The organism is Haloarcula sp. H-GB5 (assembly GCF_054850705.1).
Genome location: NZ_JBTWBG010000002.1, coordinates 1,375,528 through 1,402,287, shown reverse-complemented (window position 1 = coordinate 1,402,287; position 26,760 = coordinate 1,375,528). Strand labels below are relative to the sequence as shown.

Genomic DNA, 26,760 nt, shown 5'->3' with positions numbered 1-26,760 from the left:
GGGTGCATCTTCCGCTGTTACAACCGAACCTTCGTTTCAGTTCATCTGCGTATCGATGTGGTGGACAGCGTCCGGTGAGAGAAGTCGCCCGGTGGGGAGTTCGACCCAGCCGTTTGCGAGGACGCGAACCGCTCCCTCGTGTAACACTGTCTCCTGATCGATATCCGCGTACACAATAGCGTTCTCGTAGGTCTTGACGAACTGATCTACGGCATCATCCCAGGCTGGTTCCGTCGAGAAGACCATAGTTCGACTATGCTGTGGCTGAGATATAGTCTTGGTGCGACACTTTCCCATCCCGTCGTCGTCCTTTCTTTCAAAACCGTTGACGGAATCAACTCCGACAAACCAATAGAGTGTTAACATCCTGCACATATTTGGGATGGCCTAGTGAACACTGCAGTATGACATGACTGCAGGCAATCACGCTGACTGGCGTCAGGCCGAGGAAGCGTACACTGACGAAGTCATCGGCGACGACACGCTGGGCGAGATGTTTGCTGCAAGCGCGACCCGGAACGCCGAGACGACGGCCCAACTGTACAAGGGTGGCGTCTACGATCGGTCACTGACCGACGACGTGATACCGGCGGCTCCCGACGGCGACTACGCCGAACTCAGCTACGAGCGGATGCACCACTTGGTCAAATACCTGGCCGCAGGGTTCCGTGACCTCGGTGTCGGCTCGGACGTTCGCGTCGGTATCTTGTCCAACACACGAATGGAGTGGGCGCTGAGTGACTTTGCCATTCTGTCTGCGGGTGGGGTGGTGACGACTGTGTACACGGATTCCTCGCCGAAGCAGGTCCAGTATCTGCTGTCGGACCCGGAGGCGAGCGCCGTCGTCGTGGAGAACGCTGCGATGCTGGACCGCGTCCTGGCTGTCGAGGAGGACCTGTCCCTCTCGTTCATCGTCGTCATGGACGACACTGACGTGGACCGCGATGACGTGTACACACTCAATACGGTGTATCGGCGCGGCGAGGAGACGTTCAGCGAGACGGCGTACCAGTCTTGGCTGGACGAGCGCGACCCCGACGACCTAGCGAGTCTCATCTACACCTCCGGGACGACGGGCCAGCCGAAAGGGGTCCAGCTCACCCACCGCAACTTCCGGGCGAACGTCAATCAGACGCGCAGGCGAATCGGGCCACGACCCGACAAGCCGTCGCACCTGCCGACCGTTACCCCCGAGACGCGTTCGATAGCGTTCCTCCCGCTAGCGCACGTGTTCGAACGTCTCGCGGGCCATTTCTTCATGTACGCGTCCGGCGCAGCTGTGAGCTACGCCGAAAGCCCGGATACGCTGGCTGACGACCTCCAGACTGTCAAACCGATGACCGGGCTAAGCGTTCCCAGAGTCTACGAGCGGATTTTCGACAATATGCGAACGCAGGCCAGCGAGTCCCCGCTCAAAAAACGGATTTTCGACTGGTCGATGGACGTGGCCCGCGACTATGCCCGGACCGACGACCCGGGACCGATACTCACGGCGAAACATGCACTCGCGGACCGTCTCGTCTACAGCACGGTCAAAGAACGGCTCGGCGGGAACATCGAGTTCATGGTCAGTGGCGGTGGCAGTCTCTCGAAAACGCTCTGTGAGACGTTCCTCGGGATGGGGCTGACGATACTCGAAGGGTACGGCCTCACGGAAACGTCGCCGGTCCTGACTGTGAATCCGCCGGAAGACGCCCGCCCCGGAACCCTCGGTGCCCCGCTGCCTGACGTTGACGTCCACATCGATACCGGTGTTGTCGACGCCAGCGAGTTCGACGACGTCACTGGCGACGTAGGCGAACTGCTCGTCGACGGCCCAAACGTCACGGCGGGGTACTGGAACGCGCCAGATGCGACGACACGGGCCTTCACGGAAATCGACGGCACTCAGTGGTTCCGAACCGGCGACATCGTCGAACGTACCGACGACGACTTCCTCATCTATCACGACCGCCTCAAGGAACTGCTCGTCCTCTCAACGGGCAAAAACGTCGCACCACAGCCCATCGAAGACCAGTTTGCGACGAACGACCGGGTCGACCAGGTCATGGTCGTCGGCGACGACCAGAAGTTCGTCGGCGCGATAATCGTCCCGAACTTCGAGGAACTCCGCCGGTGGGCCGACAGCGAGGGTGTCGACCTTCCCGACGATCCCGAAGCACTGGTCGACGACGAACGTGTCCACGAGTGGGTCCAGACCGCTGTCGACGCGGTCAACGAGGAACTCGAACGGGTCGAGCGGATCAAGTCGTTCGCGCTCGTCTCCCGAGAGTGGACCGCCGAAAACGACTTGCTCACCCCGTCGATGAAGAAGAAGCGCCGCAACATCCGCAGCGCGTACCGCGAGAAACTCGCCGAGATATACGGCGAGCAGCAGGTCGAAGCGGCCTGATTGTCGGTCACCAGCAGCCGGGCTCAGGCGGTGACGACCACGTCGACGGCTCGTTCGCGTGGCCCGTCACAGTCGACGAACAGCACGGACTGCCACGTCCCCATGTCGAGGTCCCCGTCGCGGACGGGAATCGTCTCGCTCGCCCCGACGACCATCGCCCGGACGTGTGAATCCGCGTTGCCGTCCAGTTCGTCGTGGTCCCACCCACTGTCCGAGACGAGGTCGCCGAGTGCGTCGCTGAGGTCGCCCAGCAGTCGCGGCTCGGCCTCGTTGACAGTGATACCCGCGGTGGTGTGGCGGACGAACACGGTGCAGGTCCCTTCGGCGTCTTCGGGAATCACGTCCCGTACCCGGTCGGTGATATCAATCACGTCTGTGTGCGTGTCGCTTTTGACGGTGAACCGAGTTGCGTTCATATCGAATGCCACTCTCCGGACCTATGTGAAGATAGGCCATTTATTATATACGATTCGGGTGGCTCAACGAGAACCTGCCTGTCAGTGTCGCAGGGCGGTTCTCCGCCCGCTCCGAGAGCGCCGCGCAGCGCTCAGGCCAGCCATTTGTCCGGCTTGGTGTTGTAGTCGATATCGGTCGCGGTGAGGTGTTCGACCTCGACCCAGTCCACGTCGGTGACGGTCACCTCGTCGCCGTCGTAGCGGATGCGCTTGCCGACCTCTTCGGGTTCGGGTTCGCGGTCGCGGCGCTTGGCGACCTCCACGTCGTGGTCGTCGAACTCCTTGACGATAGTCAGGAGGTTCACCGGGCGGCCCCAGAGTTCGAAGGTGCGCTTGAGCACTTCCTTGGCCTGCCCGATGTCGAGCATCACGCCGTTGTACTGGTGGGCGAGCAGCAGTTCGTTGCGGTTCTGATAGTTGCCGTCCTCGACGACAACGGTGGGCTTGCCGAAGTTGGTGAACTGCAACATCAGCTTCTTTTTGACGTCCTCGTGGTCCGTCGAGGTCACCCGATAGTCGCCGGAGGCGTGGGTGTACTCGTAGGTGAAGTAGTCGTTGTCGTCCACGAACTCCTGGGTGAGGAACTCATCGAGGAACGTCACGTCGTTGTGGCTCTCCCGGATCTCCCGCATCCGTTCCCAGCCGCGGGTGTAGTCCACGTCCGAAAGCGCTTCCGCGACGCTGTCGTAGCGCGAGTCGTCGAACATGTAGCGGGCGGTTCGCTCCAGTTCCTCCTGGCCGATCCGGGAGACGAAGCCGCGGTACTGGGGTTTGACCAGCGAGTAGTGCCGGTGGGCCAGTCCCTCGTAGGTCAGGACCTTCCAGGGGTACTGTTCCACGTCGAACTCGCTGTCGCGGGCCGCTGCCAGCCCCTCGCTATCGACGCGTGGGTCCTCGGGATCGAGGTCGTCGAGGTGACCCGGAACGTCAGTGAGCCACTCGGGGGGTTCGAGGTGGTCTTGGACGGTCTCGTAGTCGACGCTCTCGTCGAAGTTCCGCCAGGTGATGCCCTCGACCCGGAGCAGGCGCTCGATGACTTCACGGCGGTTCTCCGTGTTCTCGACGTACTCCCAGATCTCCAGCCCGAGGCTGTAGGGGTTCAGCCCGCCTGACCCCAGCACCTTCGACATGTGGTCGGAGTAGAGGATGAACTCGTCGTCACCGGCGAACTGCTCGCCGGTCATCATCAGGGATTCCCAGTAGGAGGCCCACCCTTCGTTCATCACCTTCGTCATCTTCTGGGGAGCGAAGTAGTACGCCTCCCGGCGGAGCAGTTCCAGCAGTTCCTTCTGCCAGTCCTCCATCTCCATCGCCCGCTCGGCGTCCGCGTCGTACTGCATGCCGTGTTTGCGCAGGAAGCCGAGCACGTCCTTCTCGGGTTCAGCGGGGAACGTGACGTTCTCGTCGTCGTCGCGCTGAGCGTCCAGCCACTCCTCGTCGAACACCTGCCGTTTGACCTCCTCGGAAAGGTCGAGGTCATCCAGCTGGTCGGTCACATCGGCCCCTTCGATGTCCTCGAACTCCTCGGGCACCGTCTCGACCGGGCTGTAGGGAACGTGCTGGTCGATGTTGTCCTCCAGACAGAGGACGTGGTCGATGAACCGCTCGACCTCAGCCCGCTCGATATCGGGATCCTGCATGTACTCCTGAATGGTGTCACCGTGGCGGGCGAGCATCCCGGCGGCGTCGGGGCCGCGGCGGCGGTCCTCACCGGACGCGTCGGTCGTCGTTCGGGAGGAGCCGTCGGTGAACATCCGGAACCACTCGTTGTTGGCGAAGAAGTCCGCGTGGGCCTCGACGTGGGTGATGACGGCCTTCTGGTCGGCTAGCGTGTTCGACTCCTGCAGGAAGGCGTGGGCCGGGTCGTCGTTGTTGACGATCTCGAAGGCTTTCCCACCGAGGAACTGGCCCTGTTTCTGCTGGCGGTCGTACTGCATGCCCCAGCGCCAGTGCGGGTAGCGCTGCTGGAATCCGCCGTAGGCGATGAGTTCGTTCATCTCGTCGTAGTCGACGATCCAGTAGTTCACCGGGTACGGCTTCAGCCCGAGCTTTCTGGCGAGATTGCCAGCCTCCTTGACCGGTTCGTCGAGGTCATCGGCCACGCGCTGTTTCGCGAATCTATCGTTGTTCATTGGTCCTCCGTGCTGAGTATGTCGTAGATGGCGTCCACCACGTCCTCCGGCGAGGAGACGTACGCGACCGCGACGTTGTCGGCGTCCCGGAAGTTGCGTTCGACCTCCTCGGCGTGGGTGGCATTGATAGCGTTCCCGCTCGGCTGGGTCTCCACGTAGGCGTGGAGGTTCGCCGGGATCTGTTCCATCAGCGGGATGACCTTCTCCTCGGTGTCGTTCGAGGAGTTCTCGCTGTCACCCGCCGCGAACACGTAGCGGTTCCACTCGCTCCATGGGTATTCCTCTTCGAGGATTTCCGCTGCGAGTTCGTACGCGCTGGAGATGCGGGTGCCCCCGCCCGAGCGGATGCCGAAGAACTCGTCGCGCTCGACCTCCCAGGCGTCGGCGTCGTGGGCGATGTAGACGAACTCGGCGTTGTCGTACTTGCCCGTGAGATACCAGTCAAGTGGCGTAAAGGTCCGCTCGACCAGTTCCCGCTTCTTTTGGCGCATCGACCCGGAGACGTCCCGGATGTTGACGACGACGACGTTCTTCTCGCGCTCCTCGACGATCTCGGGGTAGCGGTAGCGCTCGTCCTCGCGGCGGAACGGGATCTGGTCGACACCCTCCCGGCGGATGCGCTGGGAGGTCTCGACCTTCTCGACGTTGTCCTCCATCTCTTCGATGGAGTCCCAGACGGCTTTCTCGTCGGCGGGCAGTTCCTCGTAGGCGTCGTCGATCCACGCCTTCGAGACGGGCATGTTCTGCTCGCGGGTCCACTCGTAGACGGTGGCCGGCCCCCAGCCGTCGACTTTGAGCGCCTCGCGGACGTAGTCCTCGTCGAAGTCCATCGCGAGCTTCCGCTTGAGCCCTTTCTTGAACAGCCGCTCGAAGTCGAGCGTCGAGGACGGGCCGGTTCGGGTGATATCCGTGAAGTCACCCTCCTTCTCCTCGATGACTTTCTTGCCCTTCGGTTCGAGGTCGAGGCCCAGCTGTTCGTCGAGTTCCTCGGCGAACTCCTCGGGGTCCATCTCGTAGTATTCGTGTTCGCCGCCTTCCTCGCCGGGTTCGCCGTCTTCGTCACCGTCGTCATCGCCGGGCTGGGGCTGTGGCTGGCCGACCGGGTCGCCCTCCTCAGCGCCCTCGCCCTGGCCGACGCCACCCTGATCGCGCTGGTCGTACTCGAACTCCGGCAGGTCGACGATCTTGATCGGGATACGGACGGAGTCGCCCCGAGACTGGCCGAGATCGCCGTACTGGATGAACTCGGCGAGGTCCTGGCGGCGCTCCTCGCCCACGTCACGGTACCGTTCGAGGTCGTCTTTTAGTCCCATCTGTAACTCACCTGACTCATGACGTGTCGGCTCGTCAACTCGGCCGACGCCTCGGTGTAGTCGAACATCTCGACCATGTTGTCCAGCGTCTTCGCCTTGAGGCGGGCCGTCTCGGTCCCGGACGGCGGGTTGTCCCACTGGCCGGGTTCGAAGTCCTCGTAGGTCCGCTGGATGTCGTCCCAGTCGTAGCTCCCGAGGACGGTGTTGATGACCGGGATCTCCTTGGGGTTCACGTCGCCTACTCGGAACTCCTCGTCGCGGCGCTGCCATGCGTGGCGGTTCAGCGCGGTGATGATCTTCTCGGTGCGGAACTGCTCGACGGCGTGGTCGGGCTCGTTGCCGTCGTAGTTCTTCTCGTCGAAGCGACCCAGATGCTCGATCTCGAACACCTTCATCTTCAGCGGGTCCGGGTCGACGAGTTCGCCCCGTTCGTTCTCGATCTGGTCGTCCGATTCCCAGGCGTAGACGTGCTCGATGTACTCCTCGACGGTCGCCTCGTCGACGCGCTTGTCACGCATCATCGCGTCGAGCACGTCCTGTTCCTGCTGGCCGAAGATGTAGTTCTTGACAGTCACGACACGTTCCTCGTACTCCGTGGCCTCGCCGGTCGAAAACACAGGGGCGTCCTCCAGCCCCTCGGCGACGGCGTTGAGCACGTCGCGAGGCATCAGGACGTGTTCGACCGGGAGGTCGGGGTGGTGGCGATCCTGTGGCTCGTGTAGCAGGTCGGCGATGATATCGCGGACGTAGGTGACCGGGATGCCGTGGTCGCCGTCCTCGGCAGTGGTCTCCAGGTCGTAGTCCTCGATATCGACGCGCTCGTCGCCTTCCATCAGGTAGCCCCGGTCGAACAGGAGCGCCTTGTCGACGAGGTCCAGCCCCGTCGGGATTTCGGCGCTGTCGAGCCGCGAGACGACGGCGTACAGGGCCGCGGACTCAACGGTGTGCGGGGCCAGTTCCTTCTCGGTGGCCGTCTCGACCTGATCCCGGACCGAGATAGTCAGTGGCTCCTGAATCCACGTCTCCAGTTCCTCCCAGGTTTCGGGGTCCCAGACCGCGGTCTCGTTCGTCAGTTCCCGCCGCAGGAGCTGGGCCTCCAGCGAGAGATTCGTCAGGTACGTGAACTCGTGTTTGTCGAGCCGGCGCTTCAGCGCCTTCAGCGGGTCCTGCCCCTCGCGGTCGGCATGCTTGTTGAGCTGCGCTTCCAGATCCGGGTTCGAGATGATGACGAGCTGGGTGTCCACGTCCATCCCGATGCCCTTGTCGAGCTTGACGTGAGATTCGTCGGGGACGTTCAGCAGCTTCTGGAGCAGGTCGGCGTGCTGGGCGGCGTCCTCGACGACGGTCAGCAGGCCGTTGCCCTGCGAGAGGACGCCGTCGTAGCTGAACGCCTGTGGGTTCTTCCGGCCTCGCGAATCGAGTTCGCGGAGCATCCCGTGCATCCACGAACCGACGAGCCGTTCCTTGGGCGTCCCTTCGTCCTCGGAGTGGAGGATGCCGATGCCACGGCCCACGTCCACGACGAAGTTCTTCACCCGGAGGTGGGCCGGCTGGGTGACTGCCGAGAACAGGTCTGTCTCGCCCTGGCGTCGGTACTGCTCTTCGAGGAAGTCGTAGGCCTCGCGGGAGAACGGGTCGAGTTGTCCATCGACGCGGATCGGAATGTGGTCGTCGAGGCGTTCGTTGACCTCGGCGAGCAGGTCCGCGCGAACGTCCTCGGGGAACACCGTCAGCGGGTGGGCCTGGACGGGACTCTCGTACCAGTCGTCCTCGTCTTCGATGGCCGCGTTCCCGTAGGTCATGCTGGTGGCGTTGCCGCCCGCGCCAGCGACGTTCCACTCGACGGTGTAGCGCCGGCCTTCGGGCGTCTTCGAGTACTCCCGCAGGCCGTTGATGAGACAGCGCTTCAGCTCCGACTTGCCCGTGGCTGTCGGCCCTTCGAGCCAGATGATCTTCTCGTCTTTGCCGCGGCCGGCCGCGATGGACCGCAGGTCGTCGACGAAGGCGTTCAGTACCTCCGTGTTGCCGAGGATGGCGTGTTCGCCGTCGTTGTACGGATCGTCGAAGAAGCGGTAGCGCTCCTTCTCCTCGCCCTCCTCGATGACCATCCGCGTCCCAGCGTCCTCGATGGCATCGAGCAGGTACTTCGAGGCGTGTGCCGCGACCTGTGGTGTTTCGAGGACGGCGTCGACGTACTCCGCGAGGCTCATCGGGGCCTCGTAGGCGGCGTCGAGGGACTCGTCCGCGCGGTCGATGTACTCCTCGCCAGTCATTACTCTTCCATCTCGCTTTTGGCGACCTCCGCACCGGCGAATTCGAGCACTTCCTTAGCACCCTCCTCGGAGTAGCCCTGCTCGATGAGGGCATCGATCCACTGGTTGCGCTCCTCGTCGTCCATCTCCGAACTGGAGACCAGCGCGGAGAAGTTGATGTTGTGTTTCTTGTCCTCCCAGAGCTTGCGTTCGAGGGCGCGGCGCAGGCGGTCGTTGTCCTGTGGGTTGAACGTATCACCCTCGCGGGCGCGCCGGGACACCCAGTTCGACACTTCCTGCCGGAAGTCGTCCTTGCGGTCCTCGGGGAGGTTCAGCTTCTCCTCGACGGAGCGCAGGAACTGCTCGTCTGGCTCCTGCTCGCGGCCGGTGAGTTCGTCCTCGACGGTCGCGTCGTCGATGTAGGCCATGACGTGGTCCATGTACTTCTCGCCCTGGCGCTGGATCTCGTCCATGTCGTAGGCCAGCGCGTGGCGCACGTCCTCGATGGCTCTCTCTTTGTACTCCTCGCGGACGAGTTCGAGGAAGCGGTAGTACTTGCTGAACGATTCCTCGTCGATGGAGCCGTGATTCTCGAGGTTGCCTTCGAGGTGGTTGAACGTCGTCAGCGGCGAGAGGAAGTCGCGGCTGCGGTGCATCGAGTCCATGATGGCCTCGGCGATCTCGTCGCCGATGAACCGCGGGGAGACGCCGTCCATCCCCTCGCCGATGTCGGCCATCTTCTCGGCTTCTTCCCGGAGCTTCTTCACGTCGACGTCGTCGGCCTCGTCGATTTCGCCGTTGTAGGCTTTTGCCTTCTGCACGAGGTCGATGGACTCGTTGTCCGGTTCCTCAATGCGGGTGAGGACGCCGAACAGGCCCGCCATTTCCAGGGTGTGGGGCTCGACCTGGATATCCGGCAGGTCGGCGTTTCGCAGCATCTTCTGGTATATCTGGGCCTCGGCCTCGTACTGGAGGACGTACGGGAAGTCGATGCGCTTGGTCCGGTCGTTGAACGCCTCCATCTTCTCGTCGCCCTTCTTGTCCCGGTACTCGGGCATGTTCGTCCGGCCGACGATGACCTGATCGATGTCGATACGGGGGTTGTTCTTGGGCTTGATTGTCTGTTCTTGACTGGCATGGAGGAAGTCATAGAGGAACTCCCGCTGGAGCTTCAGCAGCTCCTCGCCAGAGAAGATGCCGCGGTTGGCGTTACAGAACGCGCCGGAGTAGTCGAAGGCTCGCGGGTCGCTCTCGCCGTAGATGGCGATCTTCGAATAGTTGACGTCGCCGGTGAGTTCCGTCTCGTCCTGGTTTTTCTTGTCCTTGGGTTCGAACGTCTCGATCCCGCGGCGCTGGTTCTCGTCGGCGACGAAGCGGACGATCTCGACGTGGTTTTCGAGGACGGACTGGAGGTCGTCGTCGTATTCCGCCAGCAGGCGGTCCATGTAGAACTCCGAGGCGGGATCGAGCGACTGCTCGTTCCGGATGGTGTAGGGAGCATCGAGCGCCGCGTTGATGTCCTCGATGACCTTGTCCCGCTGTGCCTGCGGGAGGAGCACGAGCGGGTCCTGGTTCATCGGCGACCGGACCACGTCGTCGGCGGGGTCCTGGTCGTGGATGACATCACAGAGGTTCGTCCAGCGGAACGTGTACATCCGGCCCCCGTCCCGGCTGGTGTAGTCCTCGAAGTAGCGCCGGACCTGGCGGTCGAAGTCGGACTTCCCGGAGCCGACCGGTCCCAGCAGGAGCTTGATCCGCTTCTCCGGACCGAGTCCGCGAGCGCCGGACTTGACCTTGTTGACGAACTCGTGGATGGCCTCGTGGATGACCCGTCCGTAGAAGGTGTTCTCGCCGTCGTTCAGCGGGTCCTCGCTCGCCAGCTCGTACTCGACCACGCCGGCCTCCTCGTCGTAGGTCTTGCCGTAGTAGTCGAACATATCCGCCACGCGCTGGTGGGCGTTGCGGGCGATCTTCGGTTCGTCGTACAACTGTTGCAGATACCAGTCGAACGTGTTCGTCTTCCGGAGGTCCGCCGGTATCGTGTCACGGTACTCCTTGCTCAGCGCTTCGAGTGTCTCTTTGTTCTTGCTCATGCTATCTCAGTAGTTCGTCGTGGCTGCAGGCGACCACCGACTGTTGCAGGATGACCCCGGGGCTGTGTGTCTACTCGGTGTCGATGCTGTCCGCCGCAGATGTGGCCGCATACGGCCGCTGAAGCACCCTTCGCTGCAGGGTGGCGCGTGTACCCTTCCATGGCTGACCTGCCGGGCGGAACACGGGGACTGTTCCGACCTGGCGTGGTAACGGGAGACAGTGCCGAACTGTTTCCGATACTATTTACGATACGAGTTCTGTTCGTATAAGAACTTTGCCCTACTGTTGGCATACCGCCGATAAATTCCGGTGTTCTGGTCAGCCGAATGCGGGGATGGCGGGCCACAACTATGTTAACATATCTCATTAGTTTTTGATTGGTTTATATACTGTGTCGGTTGTCAACTGTTCTCTTCGGTGTGTCGGCCAGTGTTTAGCGCTGGATTGATGTGAATCTGTTGCCGTATTGATTGGCGGTTGAGAACGGGACACACGGAGTGGCGACCCAATGTACCGGCGTTGCCATCACGCAACCGAGTGTCGGTCACTGGAGTTGGCGGACGCTGGGACGGACCAGCGGATTCTTGCCGGTCCACGCCAATTCAGCGGTATGGACCTGTCGGGCCTCCCCGAAGACTGGACGGTGTGGAACGAGACTGACGAGAAGCTCATCCTCGCGTACCGCCCGGACGTGTTCGATTCGGAGCAGTTTCCAGCGCCGTGTCTCCCGACCATCTATCTCACGCGCGGGAAGCGGACCCGCCGCCCCGGCGCTGACCGGACCGGGGAGCGCTGGTACGTCTCCTTCTATCTGGAACCCGAAGTCGAGCGCGACGCCGATTCCTACGAGGGCCGCGACGCTGCCGTCGAGGGCGCTATCGAACTGGCGACTCGCTTCGCCGACGGCGAACTGGACTACCGCTCGCTGTACCAGGTGCCCCGCGAGACGTATCTGGACAAACTGGACGACCTCACCGGTCGGACATGACGTTTTACCGTGGCGACATTCTATAGTCCGGTATGACCACTGTCACGCTTGTCGGGACGCGCCTCGCCGAGGCCGGCGCGGAGTTCGTCTACCGCGGCGAAGCCAGCGGCTGTGCTGACTGTCCCTACCGCGACCAATGCCTCAATCTGACGACCGGAAACCGCTACCGGATCACCAACGTCCGACAGAGCGGCCAAACGCTAGACTGTGCTATGCACGACACCGGCGTTCGGGCTGTCGAGGTCGAGCCCGCGCCGATCCAGGCGAACGTCCCCTCGAAGGGTGCGTACGCTGGGAGTAAGGCGTCGCTGCCGGGCCCCTGTCCACACACCGAATGTCCCAGCCATCCCTACTGTGAGCCTGCTGGGGCTGAATTTGATGAGGAATATCGTATCTCTGAGATTATTGGTGATCCGCCGCATGACTACTGTATGCTAGACCGGGATCTGACGTTGGTGGAGTTGGAAGTGGCTGAGGATGGCTGAATATACGTTGGAGTTAGAACAAGCGGCTGAGGATGGCTGAATATACCTTAGAACAAGTTCAGCATCATCACCTTTCTAAATGATTGTAGTAAATTAACTCGGAGGAAATACCAGAATGTACGGACATATAGCCAATATCAATTAACTGAACAACATAGCTACCGTTCAAGGACTCATTATAGCGTACGTTTTCCGGTTACGAGACGTAATTAGTGAGTAAGTCAATAGAAAAAATGGACGGGGTGAACAGGAATTGGCTGATGCCGTGATTGAATGGTAACAGTCTCAGATTCGGAAGGGACAGAGTGGAGAGATCCTTTCGAAATACTACAATCTTAAAGTACATTCCGACAGTCAATTCCGGACCGTTCTGGACGTAGGAACGGTTAGGGTCATATCTTAGCATGGAGAGATGGCAGTCCACAACATCCTGAGTTGGACGGCAGAGCCGGCATGGACTTCTGTGTAAAACCAGAATAGTAGAAGTGTTAGACGCACGGCGACGTCAAGGGCGAGTTTCGGCTAATTTCGGTCGCCGAAGAATTCAGAGATTGCGGGACCACGAAGGCTACAGTAAAGTATCTAGAGGATCACCTCGGATCTGTTTGGTAGTGCGCGGCGAGTACACCTGCACCTTGATAGTGAAACCTTGCCTACGGTGGTGTTGAAGTATGTGTGTAGCCTAGAATTTGGAACATTCTGTGGATCGTTTGACAGTAGGATACCCGAGACCGATTAGAGGTTGTACGAGGTCTGTCGTATGCAATCTCCGGTCATACTCGAACTGAATTTTCGCCTCGTCGGGATTACAAACGCGAACGCGGAGATGTCCGGGACAAAATGATATTGGTGTGCCTATTGTCATGATAATATCTTAACCAATTCTAACTATTAATAAGTGATCTTTACTCAGGCTCTGTCTATCATATCCCAGAAAATTTCTTTTTCCTCGTCTTCAAATCCTAAAATCATTAGAGTAGAATAAAATATAACTGTTCCTAATACTCCACCGACTACAAGGAGTTGGTACCCAGAAAAGATCGTCTTACAAAGGTACATTACAAGCGCTGAGAGGGTACCTGCTGCTATTGGCTTCAAATATCGTTGATTATATGGATAAATCCCTTCGAAATACCAAACTTGGATGACCCTAATTATATTTATACCTGATAATACCGTTGCAGTGGCTATCGCTGCTCCTAAGAAACCATACCTTGTGATAAGCACATAATTCAGTATCGCATTTAGTACTCCGGAGATTACTTGATTATACATTGTCACATATTGATGATCCGTCATCATCAGTAGATATCCACTGGGTCCTACCATACAATTAGTTAGCTGGGCAATGGTGAACAGGACGAGAACCCAAAACCCAGCTGTGAATTCACTACCGAATATAAATAGAATGTCACTTGCAAACAATATTGTCGCGATGGCTGGCAACAAGGCAATCGTGAAAATCCATCTGGTAATTGTGCTATAAGTTTCATCCAACTCTGATAGCTTATTATCTTGATATAATTTCGAGGCAATCGGAGGGAACAGCTGATTAAACGCGTTTAGAGGTAAAGCAAGGACGCCGGCTATCAGAATTGAGATATTGTAGATACCGACTGCATCACCAGAGAGTAGTAGACCAACCATTAACAAGTCTACTCGGTTGTAGAACACATTCCCAATTTGTGTGAACGTAAGTGGGATCGAGAAATTATAATACTCTCTCACCTTCTCTTCGGAGGGAATTGAAAACCGGTCCAGTTGTGTCTGTGATTGTAACACCACAGCAGATATAGCCAGAGTTGCTAAACTCGCAGCAATCAGGCCTTTAGTAGCGCCAATCACCGAATATCCAAACCATACTGTTCCCCCAACGAAAATCAATTTGAGTAAAGGCTCGAAGATTGAGGTCGATAATACGTTGTAATCCATTCGCTCTATACCTTTGAATGATGAGTAGACGATGCTAGACAGTGCAATAAAGGGTAAAGCGAATGCTCCTATTTTCAGAACATCGATGAACAGTGATTCATTCAGGGTATAGGCCGAGATCAAGGGTGCAGTGAAAAAAACCACAGTTGCAACAGATGCGCTCGCAATGAGAGTGGTAGATGTAGCGATTGTGAGCATCACTCGTTGCGACTGGGGGTCCTCTCCGAACTCAGGCAAGAATCTCAGTAATGAATTATCGGCACCCAAGCGAGATATTACCTTCAAAAAAGACATCAAAACCATTAGATATGAATATATCCCATAGACCGATGCGCCCAAGCCTCTAGTGAGAATTAGATTAAGCACGAAGAGAATAATTTGCCGGAAGGCTTTACCGATCAGATACAGGCTGGCCCCCTGAGAGATCGAACCCAACGATGATATTGATTCTAGTCTGCTTGAGCTGTCAGTCACTCGTATAACACTCTGTTAGCATTTTTGTCTTATTTAGATTTTCTTTATTATTCAGGAACTAGCCAAGTCTATAGAAATGGACATGCCATGTGTGCTGAATCAAGTTATCTCAGGCGTATCCAAGGTCCTCAAGCTGTTTCCTGACGCTATTAGATACGTCTTCGTAATCCTCCTCGCGGGTCCTCGTTTTCACATCTAGTTTCTCTATCAATTCCTCAAGTTTGTCTTTCGCAACTTGATCATCGATATCGGATTTGAGAACCACCCCATCTTGCGGTTCAGTGTGTATTTGATAAGCGTATTCGTTATCTTTGGTAACAAATCCTCTTAGGTTCGTATTATATTTATCAAATACCTCTTCTGGAACTTCCATTCTGTCAAACTGTTTCCGATGCCAATCTAGAAATCCGTGATACTCAAACAAACAGTTCTTTGACATTGGTGAATCCAATAGATTCTGACCTCGAGAATCAGCATCAAGGTTTGCTATCTCAAGTATTGTCTTGTGAATATCAATCAGGTTTACCACTGAATCATCAATTTTATTCTCAATGTTCTTTCCGGAGATGGCAATTGGAACGTGCGTCAGTTCTTTGTAAAGACCATAGCCATGGTTCCATCTCCCATGCTCACCGAGCATTTCTCCGTGATCAGAGAGTGTAATTACCACATCAAACTCGCTCTGGAGCTGTTCAAAGAGCTTTTTATACTCGGCAGATAGGTATTTCGCGGAGTCATTGTATGCCTGAACAATCACTTCGGGGTCTTCCTCTGTTTCTGAGAACCCCTCGCCTGTCAATACATCTACCGGCGTATCGACTGAGGCGAAGTTCTCTGGAGGTGCATAAGGTGTATGTGCATCAAGCAAATTGACAAGTGCGAATTCTGAGTCACCAAAGTTCATAGAATCAATTCGGGAAGATACCACCTCAATACCTTTTTTTGATACCTTATCGCTCCCCATAGCCTTCGCCAATCTTGAGAGTGCAGGGTGATCCGTAGTTTTCAATCCAGCAATGATCGAAGGAACAGTGGCACAATCCGATGTGAGACAGCGTTGCAGTGCAGAACTGTACTTTTGAAGTCCCGAACTTTCGCATTCTGCATAGAATTCATCCCAGTCAAGTACCTTCTGTTTATTTGGGTCCAAATTTGTGGGTGAGATCGCCTCATCAAAACCTTGTCGCCATCCATCCCACATGTATATATGTGGGTTCGCGCTAACTAATCGCGTATTGTAGCCCTTTTGTTTCAGCAGTTGGGGCAGTGTGCTATCCGATTCTAAAGAGAGGGAATTAGCATGCACACCCACTTCACTTGGATACATGCCTGTGTACAACGAAGCATGGGCAGGGATGGTCCAATGTGATGTAGAGTAGGCATTTGTGAATTTAATTCCAGGTATCCAATCAAAGTACTCATCGAACGCGTCCCATCTCAGTGTGTCAAGTACGACAACAGCGATACTATCCATAGTGAACCACCTTACTAGTCTGTTTTATAGTCGCCAGTGAATTTCTTGAGTCCATAGAGCGATCTAATTCTTTGTTGCTAGTGTCGTCCACCATGCCTAAATAGGTTAATTAAATCGACAACTCCAAGCCTCTTCAACTTTCTGTATAGTATGTCTGTATAGCTACTGTTCATAACAGAATCATACCGTTCAGGGAAGCGATGTCGCAACCTGACTTCTTTATCATGTTCATAATCTGATCTAGAAGCTTTTGGGTGGACAACATGGGTTCCCTCGTTGTATTTACATTCTCCAGAGACATCACGCTCCATCCTCCACCCGAACTCTGTGTCTTCCCGCCAACCGCTGAACTCGCTATTGAACCCCCCAGCGCTAATCGCACTTTGTCGGTCGACAGCCAAGTTGCAGGTTAGGTATCCTCTCTCACCTTCGTAATTTATACCCCCACTCACACTGCCTTCCACGCAGATAGTGTTGTCATCGAAACTATTACTGATTTTCTGTAGCCAATCTGAAGGAATCCGACAATCATCATCGGTGAAAGCGACAATCGGTGAATCCGCGGTAAGAAGGCCTGCGTTCCTCGCCTGACAAGCGTTGATGCTACTGTCGTTTACAACAATTATCTCATAGTCTGCTTCAAAATGCTGGCTTTTCAAATCTTCAACAACACGTTTGTGGCTACTCTTGGGGATTGTAGGTATTACCACAGAGATCTCTGGCGTACCACCGGTTGACCTGACATCAAGATCAATCTCATCCAGATTTACCGTTGAATACTTCATTATTTGATTGATATGTACGAGGTCACTATGCCACTTCAATCATTGTATGTTTGCCTCATGATCGGCTACCGATCCATGACTAACCATACTTATTTAACAACTGGACAATACTGAACAGAGCGATATAAGAAAGGGCCAAGAATACAACTGTCCACCAGGGGAAAACTTCACGCACATATAGATATCCAACCACCGGCAGCAGAATATATGTAACTACTGCAATTTTAGACAGTCTCATAACAGAACATGATATTCGCCATTTGAATACACTTGATGGCTGTTGGTTACCCTCGTGTTATATGAAGAAGAGGTAATAGGGATCTTTGCAAAGTTTTGCGTGTACAACCCATCATTGGTCATACTGTCGTATAGTACGACCATGTCTGAGTGTGAATCGGTGTGGTCGTTGAAAGAGTCGAAATCGTTTTCATAGAACGTCAACCTATGCGACTGGACATCAGTTGGCTGTCTACCTAGGTAGTGATTATGATCAGCTAATACAGCACTCGTAGTTCTGTCCCCGAGTACTACCAACTCGGACGCGTAGTCCTGAGACCACTCTCCCCAAGCAGAGGCATCATCGTTAATCGTGTTAATATCTGCGTGTGGTGTACTCACTTGCAAGAAAATCACGCATGCGAATACAATAATAATTATAAAGGTATGTGCATCTGGATAGAATAAATCGTCTTTCTTAACCCTGCTAATATAGATCGCGGCACCGATTAACACTAGCGGAAACGCTAGTGTGTAAGTTCTTGTAATAACATAAAATGTGCCAGATGCTAAGAATGACACACTTATCATCAATACCGCTGTACCCCAACTGAATATTACAATGTCGCTTCCGCTTACATTATTATTTTGGCCGGACACCTGATGTAAAATTCGACGAATGAACAATACACCACCAATGACACCCAAACATGCGACTGGAACGAAAGCGATGAGGCCGTATGACTTATGAGCTAAAACGTACGGTGGTTTAACACTATTTGAACTGGTTGGTAAAGAGAATCTAAGGTAAACAAGACCCGATACCACCTTGGCCAGATAGTACTGATAATTTGAAAAGGAGAAGATCACCGGAAGGAGACTTAGCGTGGTAACAATAGGGGAAGATACGACAAACCAATACCGCTTACTAACTGCGCTCTTGATCAGACAACCCAATACAAGGGTGGCTGAAAATATTGCCCATATCTCTGGTTTCTGTATTCCTAACCAAATTGAGATTAATATAATTGGGAAGGCAGCTAAACGGGATTCATCAAAATACAAGATAAGTGATAAAATACCAACGAACATCACAAACCGTGGAAGTACGTTCAAACTGAGAAAACCGTTCACTGTATACACGGGTGCTACACCTAGAAGAGGTCCAAAAATGAAGGCATACTGTTTTTGATTAAGAATCCGTAATAAGAGACAGGTACTCACAAGTATTATTAACAAATAGAACGGTGTGGATGAGGATAGTAAATTTTGACTCATTCCGGTTGTTATTGATATAATTGCTTGGAGAGTTGGTTTAAAAAAATGGTCGATTGAAGATGAAATGCCGCTAGGCAATTCGGCCGTTCCAGACAAACCTGTAGCTATTTCGGACTCCCGTCTGGGAATCTGTCCATGCATAACAATGTGCCTTGTTACTACTGAATCACCCGAAAACCAAACATCGCGTTGGTATGTGGTGGGGATCACTGAAAATATCGAAAGTGCTGGTATGAGACTTAGCAATATCCCTAGAACTTTCCACATCCTGGCTGCAGACTTATTTTCCATAGTATTGTAGTGTAGCGATCGTTAGATAAACGTTAGATCGTCTACTGGTAAAAGTGTTAAATCCTGAATGGGCCTCAAGCGTCCGTTATGTATATATCTAATTGTGTACTACCACAGTATTGATCAGATGCGTATTCTCAGGATTTCCCAAGAAGTCTTTCCGGAAGTGGTTGGTGGTGGCGCATATCATGCTCACGCCTTGAGTAGAGATCAGGCCCACAGCGGCCACGACGTAACTGTTGTAACAATCAGGGATGACATTGATGAGATTGTACGCGAAGAATGTTCGGGGTATCAGAAAATATCATACCCTGCCACAGTCTCTCCGCTAGGGAATCATGTATCCGTTAGATTGTACAACGACCTTAAGCGGGTAGTAAGTGAATACGATATTTTGCATGCACATGCACATTTTTATTCTGCATCAAATGTTGCTGGTTTCCTTTCCCGCAGACGGTCTACACCGATGATTATTACAAATCATTCGTTGATTTCACAGAGCGTCCCAAGTTGGTTAGCACACATTCATTTAGAAACAATTGGAAGATATACATTCAATAGTGCAGAGAAAATTCTGTGCTATACTCAAGAAGAGAAGACAAGAATCAGCAGAATCACGGATACTCCTGCCGTCGTCGTGTCTAACGGAGTTGATCAAAATCGATTCTCACCAACAGGTGAGAAATCCGAACAGATATGCGATGAGAAGTTGGGGATACTATTTGTCGGAAGGTTGGTAGAGGGAAAACGTCCACAGGACGCTATCAAGTCGTTCCACATGTTATCAGAAAGCGGTATTGATGCGAATCTGTATATTTGTGGAACAGGCCCACTGAAGAAAGAATTAAAATCGCTATCAGAAGAGTTGGGAGTAAGTGATTCTGTGAAATTTTTGGGTCACGTAGAATATGAGTGCATGCCAAGAATTTACAGATCTTCTGATGTGTTTGTATTACCGAGCCGGTCAGAAGGATTCCCACGAACTGTGATGGAAGCTCTCTCAACCCAAACTCCTATCGTAGTGAGTGAGTTGGAACAAATCAAATCAATCGCTAGAAAGGCGGGACGGACGTTTGAGCCGGGAGACATAGATGAGATGGCATCAAATATCGTCGAGCTTGCTAATAAAATTAAATCTGATGGGAACCTATCATTTGATGGTCGGGACGTGCTACATGAAGAAGATTTACTATGGTCCAAAACAGTGGAAAAAACTACAACAGAAATGGAAAAACTGATCTAGTTGTTCTTGTTCACAACGAGGTAGAAGGTATGTTCAAGACTAGATGCTGCCCTGCCCCATGAATGCTCCTTTGCCCATTTTACAGCCTCACCCTCCAGTGAATGTCTTAATTCCATATTTTCTATTATACTAGATATGTCTTCTGCGAATTCGTCTATATCCCCTGCATCACTGAGTAATCCTGTCTTACCATCGATAATAGAGTCACGCACCCCTTCAACATCAGCTCCTACTGCTGGTGTGCCACAGGCGTTTGCCTCAATAACTGCAATTCCGTACCCCTCCACCCGACTGGGGACAGCGAGGACCCAAGCCGATTGAAGTAGCTCAACCTTTTCTGATTCTGACACATATCCATGGAAAACTGCGTCATTGTTGTTTTCACAGTAGTTCTGCAGCAGATCTTTTTCAGGTCCATCGCGCCCAGCGATATCCAATCTAATACTTTTTTCGAGCTTTTGCTTCGTTAATTTGTGAATTTCAGGCAGCCTGTCAGCGCCTTTGTACCGTTCCAACTTTCCAATAAATAATATTGACGGCTCATCCCGATCCTGTCCCGGTTGAAGCGCATCATGGTTTAGTCCGTTTTTTATCTCGTGGATTTTATCGCGTTGGTGTCCTCTTGAACAGAGCGTATCAGTTGTGCTAGGACTTACACTAATCACGTGTTTTCCTCGGTCAATATACACACCCAGCAGTTCGGAGTAATATCCGATAATGTTCTGTGGGAACGGATGGGTCTCGGAGAAAGAATCTAGTGTTAGATGGTGGTATATGCTAACCTTTGGTATCTGTGATATTATAATCCAAGGCAAGGGGGAATTCACGGTATAGATGACATCAGGAGATATTTTTCGCGATGCTACATAATAGTATAAATTGACTAAGATATACGTGATAATAATGTCCCACGGAGAAGGAAGGTCAAACTGCCCAACGCGCCTGATTCTAACACCATTTGCTACTTCCTCACGTGGTCTGTTGGTTTCTCCTCCGGTCAAAAGATGCACATCATGGCCATAATTGCTCAAGCGCGTAAGAGTTTGTTCGAGATTTATCTCCGCCCCACCTGGCTGCTGATTCTTCCAACTCTTTTTATTTATCGCAATAATTGTTAGCGGATCTTGACTCTGATCGTCATTCTGGCTCATATTGTACATTCCATGTCACAAAAACGGCCATCAACCGTGCGATAATTTAACACCATATTGTTCTCATGTCCATCGACGTTTGCGATGATCAGTCAAATATACTTTTTCAAGCACATCACCGGTAGTTCTACCTTGCACGATGTAGTCCACAAGTTCACTTTACTGTAAGGGTTCATCAAGCATTCTAATATATCCCAAATGCTCAGACCCCTCAACACAGTATCTGTGAAGCGACCAGTATGAACTGACTCTTTCACCGTAATAGCAAACGCAAAACCCCATCCCACACAAGGCATTTCCTCGCACACGACCTCAGCACTACTAACCAGAAAATGGTCCTCCCGAGCGAGCATTTCATCATCGCCCTCCTCCCCGTCGCAGTGTACGCACTCCTCCGGGACAGACAGCTCCCGTCGCTCCAGCTGGTCGCGGTTACGTTCTTCGGCAGCCAGTTCCCAGATATCATCGACAAGCCGTTAGCGTACGAACTTCATCTCATTCCCTCCGGACGGGTGTTTATGCACTCGCTCCCGTTCGCGATTCCGCTCTCGATTGTCGTCATCGCATACGCAATCCGAACGGACCGGACTCGACTTGGAACGGCGTTTGCGTTCGCCCACCTCTCACATCTGGTAGCCGATAATCAACAAATCCTGCCGCCGAACCTGTACGTGTCGTCGGATTTGCTCTGGCCGCTCCAACCGCCCGTCGCACGCTCGCCAGTCCCACAGTGGGTCGGCGAGGGCGCAGTGAATCTGCATCTCTGGACCGGGTTTTCGGTGCTCGTCCTGATGCTGGTGGCGTACGTGCTAGCCGTGGACCTGCAAGCCCAACTCGACAGTAGATAGTGGTGTCTGCACCACGCTAGAGCCTGAATACTGCATATCAGGTCGGAAATAACGATTCTCCGGAGACGATTGCCAGACCGACAGCAGTCCCAACCGGAGCGGCCTGTTCGCTTGCATTCTGTGCTTGTTTCTCCACCTGCTTGCAACCCAAGCGCGTAGACGGGAAACTGGAGTTACTGACGACGGAGTGACCCCATTCTGCCGGGAGCTTCCCCTATAGTGTAGCGAGGGCGCTGTTTTCGGCTGCTAGACTGTCGAATCAGACCCATGAGATTTTAGACGGACGGGCGAGCGAGAACACTGTATGCGACGATTGGTCCTCGCCGTATGCATCGTTTCCCTCCTTGCCGGGTGTGGGACATTCATGACTGATACCCCGCCACCGAGCGACGAACGAGCCGTCGCGGCTGTCGAGGAGGCGAACAGCACTGTCGCCGCCGTCGAAGCGTACCGATTCGAGATGGAGATGCACGTGACAGCGTCGGATGGTGAGCAATCACGGACCGTGAGAGTCGACGGAGATGGTGCGGTAAACGTCTCGGCAAAACGGATGCAAGCGACGACGCGGATGCAAGACCAGACGATCGAGTCCTATGTCGACGGGTACAAAGCGTACCAGGGCTGTCAGGACCCTTGGGGCGGCTACGCCGTCGAGAACGTATCGCGCTCCGATCCGTGGGCGACCGCGACGCCGCTCCATCGGCAACTACTGCTCTTCGAACGCTCGAACGTCTACTGGCGGGGCAACGAGACGCTCGACGGCAACCGGACTGTCCTTGTCACGGCGTCCCCGAGCGCCGAGACTATCGAATCACTCATGGATCGCCGACAGGCTGGTGACATGGATCTAAACCGCGCCTCGCTTGAGAACGCGACAGCGCAACTCTGGCTTGATCCGGAAACGAACCGACCGGTACAGTCGGAACTTAGAATACAAATCTCACAGCGTGGCGCGACTGCAACTGCCACGATCACGGTCCAATACAGTGAGTACGGTGACCCAACCGCCATTTCGATTCCGCCAGAGGTGTACGACGACCCGCACGAACTCGGGTGTCCCGGTGCGAGCTGAACCCGAGAGAAACCGCTTCAACCGTCGGCGAACACTCGCTCAGTCCGTCCAGTCCTCGTACAGCCCACGTCCGACGACACCGAGGCCGACGAGCGCTATGAGGTTGAGGAGGAGGCCGCCGACGACTGGAATTGCGAAGGGGACGGCCAGTAACAGTCCGCCGGCGACGCCATCTATCGCGCTAACAGTTCCCTCATCGCCGATGACCGAATTCCCGACCCAGACGGCAGTAATGCCGGTACCGACGATGCTGAGGATGCCGATGAGAAGCAACCCGGGGATCGAGATCAGCGCCCCGATAATTGTCAGTGCGAGTATCACCAGCCCGATGGGGACGAAAATGCCGACGAGGACTCCCCAGCCGATTGCGCCGCCGAGGTCGTCCTGAATCTCCCGCACGGCGTTAGTTGTGTATCTCGGCCCGATAGCGGCGGCTGCAGCACCTAATACTGCGAGAATGACGAACCCGACACCGAATCGGAGAACGACGTTGAACGCCGGGCCCACACTACCACCCGGGGCTGTAGGCTGTGCTGTTGCGACCCCGGCGAGCCCGAGTACGGCGAGCAGACTCCCGAGGCTACTGACGGCTTGCTTGGAGGGCATAGTAGCAATTATTCGGTTTCAACTGTGGTTGTAAACCTCTTCTGTATGTTTGCTTTCTGTCATCGCAGCCGGCCACTCTACTGGTTTGGTTCCAGTTCGAATCGCGATAGCATTTGCACAAACCGGGACGGAGTATCCGATGTAGTCGGGCTGTATTGTCAGTGAACCAGTTCATATCCAGCGGCGACACTGAAAGGAGACGTATCTTTTTGCGGTCTGGGACCTGACTGGGCAGTGTGGACGTGACCGTGTACGGGCCGCTCCGGGCGGCAACAGGAGCGAAAACAGTCGAGGTTACTGTCGATGGCGACACTGTTGGAGACGTGATTACGGCCTTCGTCAACGCGTATCCGCGGGCCGAATCACAGCTGGTCGATGAGGGCGGTGACCTCCGACCGAGTGTGCGCGTGATGGTCGACGGCGACAGTGCTGATCGTGACGAGCGGGTGCCACCCGACGCGACGATCGAGCTTTTCCCGGCGATGCGCGGTGGGTGAGCGCCAACGGCCGCCGTTCAACTACAGGTCGTACTGTTCGCGGACGGTAGCAGCGAGGCCCCGCTCTTTGAGGAGGTCCATCGGGGCGAGCATCGAGAGCTGCACGACGCCGGGCAGTCGGGCGATCTCGACACCGCCAGTGAACGTGCATCTCGCTCGGACTTCTCCCTCTGACATACCGAAGAGCGTCCCGGCCCGTGCGAACGCGTTCTCGGTGGCGTCGTTGATTGTAGCGCCGGACCCAATGATCTGGAGCGGCGCTGCATCGACGACATCGCCGACATGATGCTCAGCGGCTAGGGCGTCGCCTGCCTCCCGCTCAGCATCCGTGTACGGCTTGGCGATATCCGGCAGGTCCGACTCGTTCGGGAGCAGGAGCGGGCCGTCGATGTCGAGGTCCTTGATGACGCTCACTTCGAGTTCGGTGCGACCGCTCACGTCGGTCGTGTGAAGCGAGAGTTCGCCGTCGCCCTGGTTGGCGTGTAGGTCACCGACGTAGAGGCCCGCGCCGTCTATCTCGACTGGACAGATGAGCGTCGCGCCGGGCCGGACGTCGTTCGAGTCCAGATGACCGTCCGTACGGGCGTTCAGGGCCGATTCATCGGAGAGCCCCCAGTCGTGGTCGGCCCCGATGAGGAACTGGCCGAAGTCACCGGCGTTGTGTGAATCGGGGAACTCGACCGACGGCGTCGTCCCGATGTTCCCGATGAACGGGCGGAGGTGCCCGAGCGTTCCCGGGATTTCGTCGGGCTTGTACAACAGAATCGGGTGTTGCCGAGAGTTGTCGGGCAGTGCCATCGCCTCGTCGGCGCGCTCTGCGAGGTCCGCGGCACCATCGGGGCCGACGGTGAGCCCCACAGAGCGGTCCTCGTCGAACGCGACGGTGTAGCCGAACTCGAAGCCAAAGGACGAGGCGTTGGCCCCACACTCTGCACACCGAATCGCGTCCTCGCCAGTGCCTTCGACGACGCTCTCGGGCCACTCGGTCCCACACTCCGGGCATCGGTGGTCGACGAACGGGTCGCTCCCGAAGGCGTCCTCGCGTTCGGCCATGCTGCCCGTGCTTGTCGCGACACTCGTCACTTTGACATCCTTGATGTGGACGACGAGCGCGTCACCGGGTTCGGCGTTCTCGACCCGGATCGGCCGTGTCACCTCGTGGCCGCCACGGAACTCGGGGGTAATCATCGGCCCCCAGCACGCCGGGGGCGTGTGCGTGCGAACGGTCCCGCCATCGGCCACTGTGCCGGCCCATTCCTGATCTGGTCCGACGAGCCCCAGTGTGAACCGGTCGACGTCGAGTTCCTGCTGGATTTGCTCTGACATACATTCTCAAGCACGGTCTGTGAGAGAATAAATCATGGTGTGGTGCGTGGTGTGCTGACCTGTAGCCTCTCTAATAAACGGGGTTTGACCACGACGGCGGCTGGCCGACTGCTTGAGTACAAATCCGTCTGTGCCATCGCAAAACGTAGCAGTTGGGCCACTGCAAGCGGCCAGGGATTCTGGGCCAGGGAACACAGCAATGGTGACAGAAAACGAAATCGACACTACAGGATGATCGTAAGCATCCACCAGTACGAATTAGCTGACTCGGCAAGCCCCGACGATTTTCGCGACGCAGTTACGGCGGCAGTCGACGAGAATCTCTTCGATGACATCCCCGGACTGGTCGACTATCGGATCGGGCGTGGCATCGAGGGAAGCCGTACGGACCAGTTCGCAGCAGTCTGGGTGTACGAGAGTCAGGCTAGCTGGGAGGCTGTCTGGGGGCCTGTCGACGATCCGCTCCCGAAGTCGGCGTATCCGGATGCGTGGCTCCGCTGGGAGGACGAACTACTTGCCCCGGTTCTTGCGGACGACCCGGATACGATCGAGTATACCTCGTACGACGTCTTCGCCCAGAACGATGACTGATCCGACAGTGAGATACCGACTGGACCGATTCCCGCTATAACCCCGCGTCAGTCTAGCATCCCGATCCGATCCGCGGTAAAGCCGAACACGTCCTCGTAGCCGTAGGCTGAGAGCAACACCGGGTGGAAGGGCTCCTCCGCAACGACGGTTTCGTCATCGGCTGCTGCCACAGGGTCTCCCTCGGGCACAGGCTCGAAGTTTCTGACGAACACCTCGTACTGGTCGGCTGCCGACTTCGGAATCGGCTTGCCGAGTTGGAATACCGGAAGTGATGTCTCTCGCTGTAGCGGTGACGCAGCGGTAACGCCGGTAGCGGCGAGGAACTCCCGGATGACCTGCTCCGCGTTCTCGGCGGCTTCCGCGGAGCCCTGGTAGCCACACTCGACTTCGACGACGGAGTCCACCGTCGCGAACAATCGCCCCTCGTTTGCACCTTTCGTCTGTACGACGGCGTCCACGGAAAGGGCACTACAGAGGGTCTCCATTTCCGACGTGAGATCGTCGACGAGGGCGAACATTCCGTCGTAGGACTGTGTGGAGTGCAGCGAAAGCACGGTACAGTCCTGAAGTTCTGCGGCGAGAGCCGCGGCCAACCGCTCCTCGTGTGATTCGCCGTCAGCATCGCCTGGGAACGATCGGTTGAGGTCCGTATCGAGATATCGTTTGTTTGCGTCGAGGGCGGCCTCGTTCGCGATGATGAATTTGACCGGTCGCTCGACCTCCGGCGGGTCGGCAAGGACGGCTTCGATACCGTCCCGACCGCACGGTTCGTCGCCGTGGATGCTCCCCACGACGGCCACCTCTGGAACCCCGTCTCCCAGTTGCTCGATTCGCATCTGTCCATGCTAACGCTTCCAGCCTTTAG

General features: G+C 55.5%; 22 protein-coding genes. 8 read left to right on the top strand and 14 right to left on the bottom strand.

Annotated features, from left to right (window positions below; genetic code table 11):
* Positions 1 to 36: 36 nt before the first annotated feature.
* Positions 37 to 246, bottom strand: coding sequence for a hypothetical protein (locus ACYJ11_RS15125; protein ID WP_005534174.1), 210 nt, complete (start codon positions 244 to 246; stop codon positions 37 to 39).
* Between the two features lie 163 nt (positions 247 to 409).
* On the opposite strand from ACYJ11_RS15125, the gene ACYJ11_RS15120 reads away from it, so the two are divergent.
* Positions 410 to 2,392 (top strand): AMP-dependent synthetase/ligase, encoded by a 1,983-nt coding sequence (locus ACYJ11_RS15120; protein WP_461648364.1) that lies wholly within the window; start codon positions 410 to 412, stop codon positions 2,390 to 2,392.
* A 23-nt stretch (positions 2,393 to 2,415) separates the two neighbouring features.
* Here ACYJ11_RS15120 and ACYJ11_RS15115 read toward each other — a convergent pair whose 3' ends face one another.
* The 5 genes from ACYJ11_RS15115 to ACYJ11_RS15095 form a co-directional block, all read right to left on the bottom strand.
* Positions 2,416 to 2,808: a secondary thiamine-phosphate synthase enzyme YjbQ gene (locus tag ACYJ11_RS15115; RefSeq protein WP_461648363.1), complete on the bottom strand. Its 393-nt coding sequence runs from the start codon at positions 2,806 to 2,808 to the stop codon at positions 2,416 to 2,418.
* Between the two features lie 131 nt (positions 2,809 to 2,939).
* Complete coding sequence (locus ACYJ11_RS15110) at positions 2,940 to 4,979, bottom strand: SpoVR family protein (RefSeq protein WP_461648362.1); 2,040 nt, start codon at positions 4,977 to 4,979, stop codon at positions 2,940 to 2,942.
* On the bottom strand, positions 4,976 to 6,292 hold the full coding sequence (locus ACYJ11_RS15105; RefSeq protein WP_188980182.1) for a YeaH/YhbH family protein: 1,317 nt from the start codon (positions 6,290 to 6,292) through the stop codon (positions 4,976 to 4,978). Before ACYJ11_RS15105 ends, ACYJ11_RS15110 begins: the two co-directional genes overlap by 4 nt.
* On the bottom strand, positions 6,283 to 8,565 hold the full coding sequence (locus ACYJ11_RS15100; protein ID WP_461648361.1) for a PrkA family serine protein kinase: 2,283 nt from the start codon (positions 8,563 to 8,565) through the stop codon (positions 6,283 to 6,285). Before ACYJ11_RS15100 ends, ACYJ11_RS15105 begins: the two co-directional genes overlap by 10 nt.
* Complete coding sequence (locus ACYJ11_RS15095) at positions 8,565 to 10,637, bottom strand: PrkA family serine protein kinase (protein WP_461648360.1); 2,073 nt, start codon at positions 10,635 to 10,637, stop codon at positions 8,565 to 8,567. The genes ACYJ11_RS15100 and ACYJ11_RS15095 overlap by 1 nt, the downstream gene beginning before the upstream one ends.
* Positions 10,638 to 11,248: 611 nt before the next feature.
* Here ACYJ11_RS15095 and ACYJ11_RS15090 point away from each other — a divergent pair.
* Together ACYJ11_RS15090 and ACYJ11_RS15085 are read left to right on the top strand one after the other, a co-directional pair.
* Positions 11,249 to 11,626: a DUF5820 family protein gene (locus ACYJ11_RS15090; protein ID WP_461648359.1), complete on the top strand. Its 378-nt coding sequence runs from the start codon at positions 11,249 to 11,251 to the stop codon at positions 11,624 to 11,626.
* A 32-nt stretch (positions 11,627 to 11,658) separates the two neighbouring features.
* Positions 11,659 to 12,111 carry a UPF0179 family protein gene (locus ACYJ11_RS15085; protein ID WP_461648358.1) on the top strand — a complete coding sequence of 151 codons (453 nt, stop codon included), beginning with the start codon at positions 11,659 to 11,661 and terminating at the stop codon, positions 12,109 to 12,111.
* Between the two features lie 909 nt (positions 12,112 to 13,020).
* Here the strand turns inward: ACYJ11_RS15085 and ACYJ11_RS15080 are convergent.
* The 4 genes from ACYJ11_RS15080 to ACYJ11_RS15065 form a co-directional block, all read right to left on the bottom strand.
* Entirely contained in the window at positions 13,021 to 14,517 is a 1,497-nt protein-coding gene (locus tag ACYJ11_RS15080; protein ID WP_461648357.1) for a flippase, read from the bottom strand.
* Positions 14,518 to 14,626: 109 nt separating this feature from the next.
* Entirely contained in the window at positions 14,627 to 15,991 is a 1,365-nt protein-coding gene (locus tag ACYJ11_RS15075) for a sulfatase-like hydrolase/transferase (protein WP_461648356.1), read from the bottom strand.
* Between the two features lie 77 nt (positions 15,992 to 16,068).
* Complete coding sequence (locus ACYJ11_RS15070) at positions 16,069 to 16,776, bottom strand: glycosyltransferase family 2 protein (RefSeq protein ID WP_461648355.1); 708 nt, start codon at positions 16,774 to 16,776, stop codon at positions 16,069 to 16,071.
* 234 nt (positions 16,777 to 17,010) lie between these two features.
* Positions 17,011 to 18,561 carry a hypothetical protein gene (locus ACYJ11_RS15065; protein ID WP_461648354.1) on the bottom strand — a complete coding sequence of 517 codons (1,551 nt, stop codon included), beginning with the start codon at positions 18,559 to 18,561 and terminating at the stop codon, positions 17,011 to 17,013.
* A gap of 103 nt (positions 18,562 to 18,664) precedes the next feature.
* Here ACYJ11_RS15065 and ACYJ11_RS15060 point away from each other — a divergent pair, with 103 nt between their 5' ends.
* Positions 18,665 to 19,804: a glycosyltransferase family 4 protein gene (locus ACYJ11_RS15060; protein WP_461648353.1), complete on the top strand. Its 1,140-nt coding sequence runs from the start codon at positions 18,665 to 18,667 to the stop codon at positions 19,802 to 19,804.
* Here the strand turns inward: ACYJ11_RS15060 and ACYJ11_RS15055 are convergent.
* The gene (locus ACYJ11_RS15055; RefSeq protein ID WP_461648352.1) at positions 19,801 to 20,955 is read right to left on the bottom strand and encodes a glycosyltransferase family 4 protein; all 1,155 of its coding nucleotides are present in this window, start codon (positions 20,953 to 20,955) and stop codon (positions 19,801 to 19,803) included. The genes ACYJ11_RS15060 and ACYJ11_RS15055 overlap by 4 nt on opposite strands.
* 332 nt (positions 20,956 to 21,287) lie before the next feature.
* On the opposite strand from ACYJ11_RS15055, the gene ACYJ11_RS15050 reads away from it, so the two are divergent.
* Together ACYJ11_RS15050 and ACYJ11_RS15045 are read left to right on the top strand one after the other, a co-directional pair.
* A complete protein-coding gene (locus ACYJ11_RS15050; RefSeq protein ID WP_461648351.1) occupies positions 21,288 to 21,803 on the top strand; it encodes a metal-dependent hydrolase in 516 nt (171 codons plus the stop codon).
* A 364-nt stretch (positions 21,804 to 22,167) separates the two neighbouring features.
* A complete protein-coding gene (locus ACYJ11_RS15045) occupies positions 22,168 to 22,875 on the top strand; it encodes a LolA-like protein (RefSeq protein WP_461648350.1) in 708 nt (235 codons plus the stop codon).
* Between the two features lie 39 nt (positions 22,876 to 22,914).
* On the opposite strand, the gene ACYJ11_RS15040 is transcribed toward ACYJ11_RS15045, so the two are convergent.
* On the bottom strand, positions 22,915 to 23,481 hold the full coding sequence (locus ACYJ11_RS15040; RefSeq protein ID WP_461648349.1) for a hypothetical protein: 567 nt from the start codon (positions 23,479 to 23,481) through the stop codon (positions 22,915 to 22,917).
* A gap of 236 nt (positions 23,482 to 23,717) precedes the next feature.
* Here ACYJ11_RS15040 and ACYJ11_RS15035 point away from each other — a divergent pair, with 236 nt between their 5' ends.
* Positions 23,718 to 23,978: a ubiquitin-like small modifier protein 1 gene (locus ACYJ11_RS15035; protein WP_461648348.1), complete on the top strand. Its 261-nt coding sequence runs from the start codon at positions 23,718 to 23,720 to the stop codon at positions 23,976 to 23,978.
* 21 nt (positions 23,979 to 23,999) lie between these two features.
* Here ACYJ11_RS15035 and ACYJ11_RS15030 read toward each other — a convergent pair whose 3' ends face one another.
* Positions 24,000 to 25,304, bottom strand: coding sequence for an acetamidase/formamidase family protein (locus tag ACYJ11_RS15030; RefSeq protein ID WP_461648347.1), 1,305 nt, complete (start codon positions 25,302 to 25,304; stop codon positions 24,000 to 24,002).
* A gap of 231 nt (positions 25,305 to 25,535) precedes the next feature.
* Here ACYJ11_RS15030 and ACYJ11_RS15025 point away from each other — a divergent pair, with 231 nt between their 5' ends.
* The gene (locus tag ACYJ11_RS15025; RefSeq protein WP_461648346.1) at positions 25,536 to 25,895 is read left to right on the top strand and encodes a hypothetical protein; all 360 of its coding nucleotides are present in this window, start codon (positions 25,536 to 25,538) and stop codon (positions 25,893 to 25,895) included.
* A gap of 47 nt (positions 25,896 to 25,942) precedes the next feature.
* On the opposite strand, the gene ACYJ11_RS15020 is transcribed toward ACYJ11_RS15025, so the two are convergent.
* Positions 25,943 to 26,731 (bottom strand): M14 family metallopeptidase, encoded by a 789-nt coding sequence (locus tag ACYJ11_RS15020; RefSeq protein ID WP_461648345.1) that lies wholly within the window; start codon positions 26,729 to 26,731, stop codon positions 25,943 to 25,945.
* Positions 26,732 to 26,760 lie beyond the last annotated feature (29 nt).

Bases quoted from the DNA above. Each gene is read 5' to 3' on its own strand.
- ACYJ11_RS15125 (WP_005534174.1), bottom strand. From the start codon at position 246: ATGGTCTTCTCGACGGAACCAGCCTGGGATGATGCCGTAGATCAGTTC.
- ACYJ11_RS15120 (WP_461648364.1), top strand. From the start codon at position 410: ATGACTGCAGGCAATCACGCTGACTGGCGTCAGGCCGAGGAAGCGTAC.
- ACYJ11_RS15115 (WP_461648363.1), bottom strand. From the start codon at position 2,808: ATGAACGCAACTCGGTTCACCGTCAAAAGCGACACGCACACAGACGTG.
- ACYJ11_RS15110 (WP_461648362.1), bottom strand. From the start codon at position 4,979: ATGAACAACGATAGATTCGCGAAACAGCGCGTGGCCGATGACCTCGAC.
- ACYJ11_RS15105 (WP_188980182.1), bottom strand. From the start codon at position 6,292: ATGGGACTAAAAGACGACCTCGAACGGTACCGTGACGTGGGCGAGGAG.
- ACYJ11_RS15100 (WP_461648361.1), bottom strand. From the start codon at position 8,565: ATGACTGGCGAGGAGTACATCGACCGCGCGGACGAGTCCCTCGACGCC.
- ACYJ11_RS15095 (WP_461648360.1), bottom strand. From the start codon at position 10,637: ATGAGCAAGAACAAAGAGACACTCGAAGCGCTGAGCAAGGAGTACCGT.
- ACYJ11_RS15090 (WP_461648359.1), top strand. From the start codon at position 11,249: ATGGACCTGTCGGGCCTCCCCGAAGACTGGACGGTGTGGAACGAGACT.
- ACYJ11_RS15085 (WP_461648358.1), top strand. From the start codon at position 11,659: ATGACCACTGTCACGCTTGTCGGGACGCGCCTCGCCGAGGCCGGCGCG.
- ACYJ11_RS15075 (WP_461648356.1), bottom strand. From the start codon at position 15,991: ATGGATAGTATCGCTGTTGTCGTACTTGACACACTGAGATGGGACGCG.
- ACYJ11_RS15070 (WP_461648355.1), bottom strand. From the start codon at position 16,776: ATGAAGTATTCAACGGTAAATCTGGATGAGATTGATCTTGATGTCAGG.
- ACYJ11_RS15065 (WP_461648354.1), bottom strand. From the start codon at position 18,561: ATGGAAAATAAGTCTGCAGCCAGGATGTGGAAAGTTCTAGGGATATTG.
- ACYJ11_RS15055 (WP_461648352.1), bottom strand. From the start codon at position 20,955: ATGAGCCAGAATGACGATCAGAGTCAAGATCCGCTAACAATTATTGCG.
- ACYJ11_RS15050 (WP_461648351.1), top strand. From the start codon at position 21,288: ATGGTCCTCCCGAGCGAGCATTTCATCATCGCCCTCCTCCCCGTCGCA.
- ACYJ11_RS15045 (WP_461648350.1), top strand. From the start codon at position 22,168: ATGACTGATACCCCGCCACCGAGCGACGAACGAGCCGTCGCGGCTGTC.
- ACYJ11_RS15040 (WP_461648349.1), bottom strand. From the start codon at position 23,481: ATGCCCTCCAAGCAAGCCGTCAGTAGCCTCGGGAGTCTGCTCGCCGTA.
- ACYJ11_RS15030 (WP_461648347.1), bottom strand. From the start codon at position 25,304: ATGTCAGAGCAAATCCAGCAGGAACTCGACGTCGACCGGTTCACACTG.
- ACYJ11_RS15025 (WP_461648346.1), top strand. From the start codon at position 25,536: ATGATCGTAAGCATCCACCAGTACGAATTAGCTGACTCGGCAAGCCCC.
- ACYJ11_RS15020 (WP_461648345.1), bottom strand. From the start codon at position 26,731: ATGCGAATCGAGCAACTGGGAGACGGGGTTCCAGAGGTGGCCGTCGTG.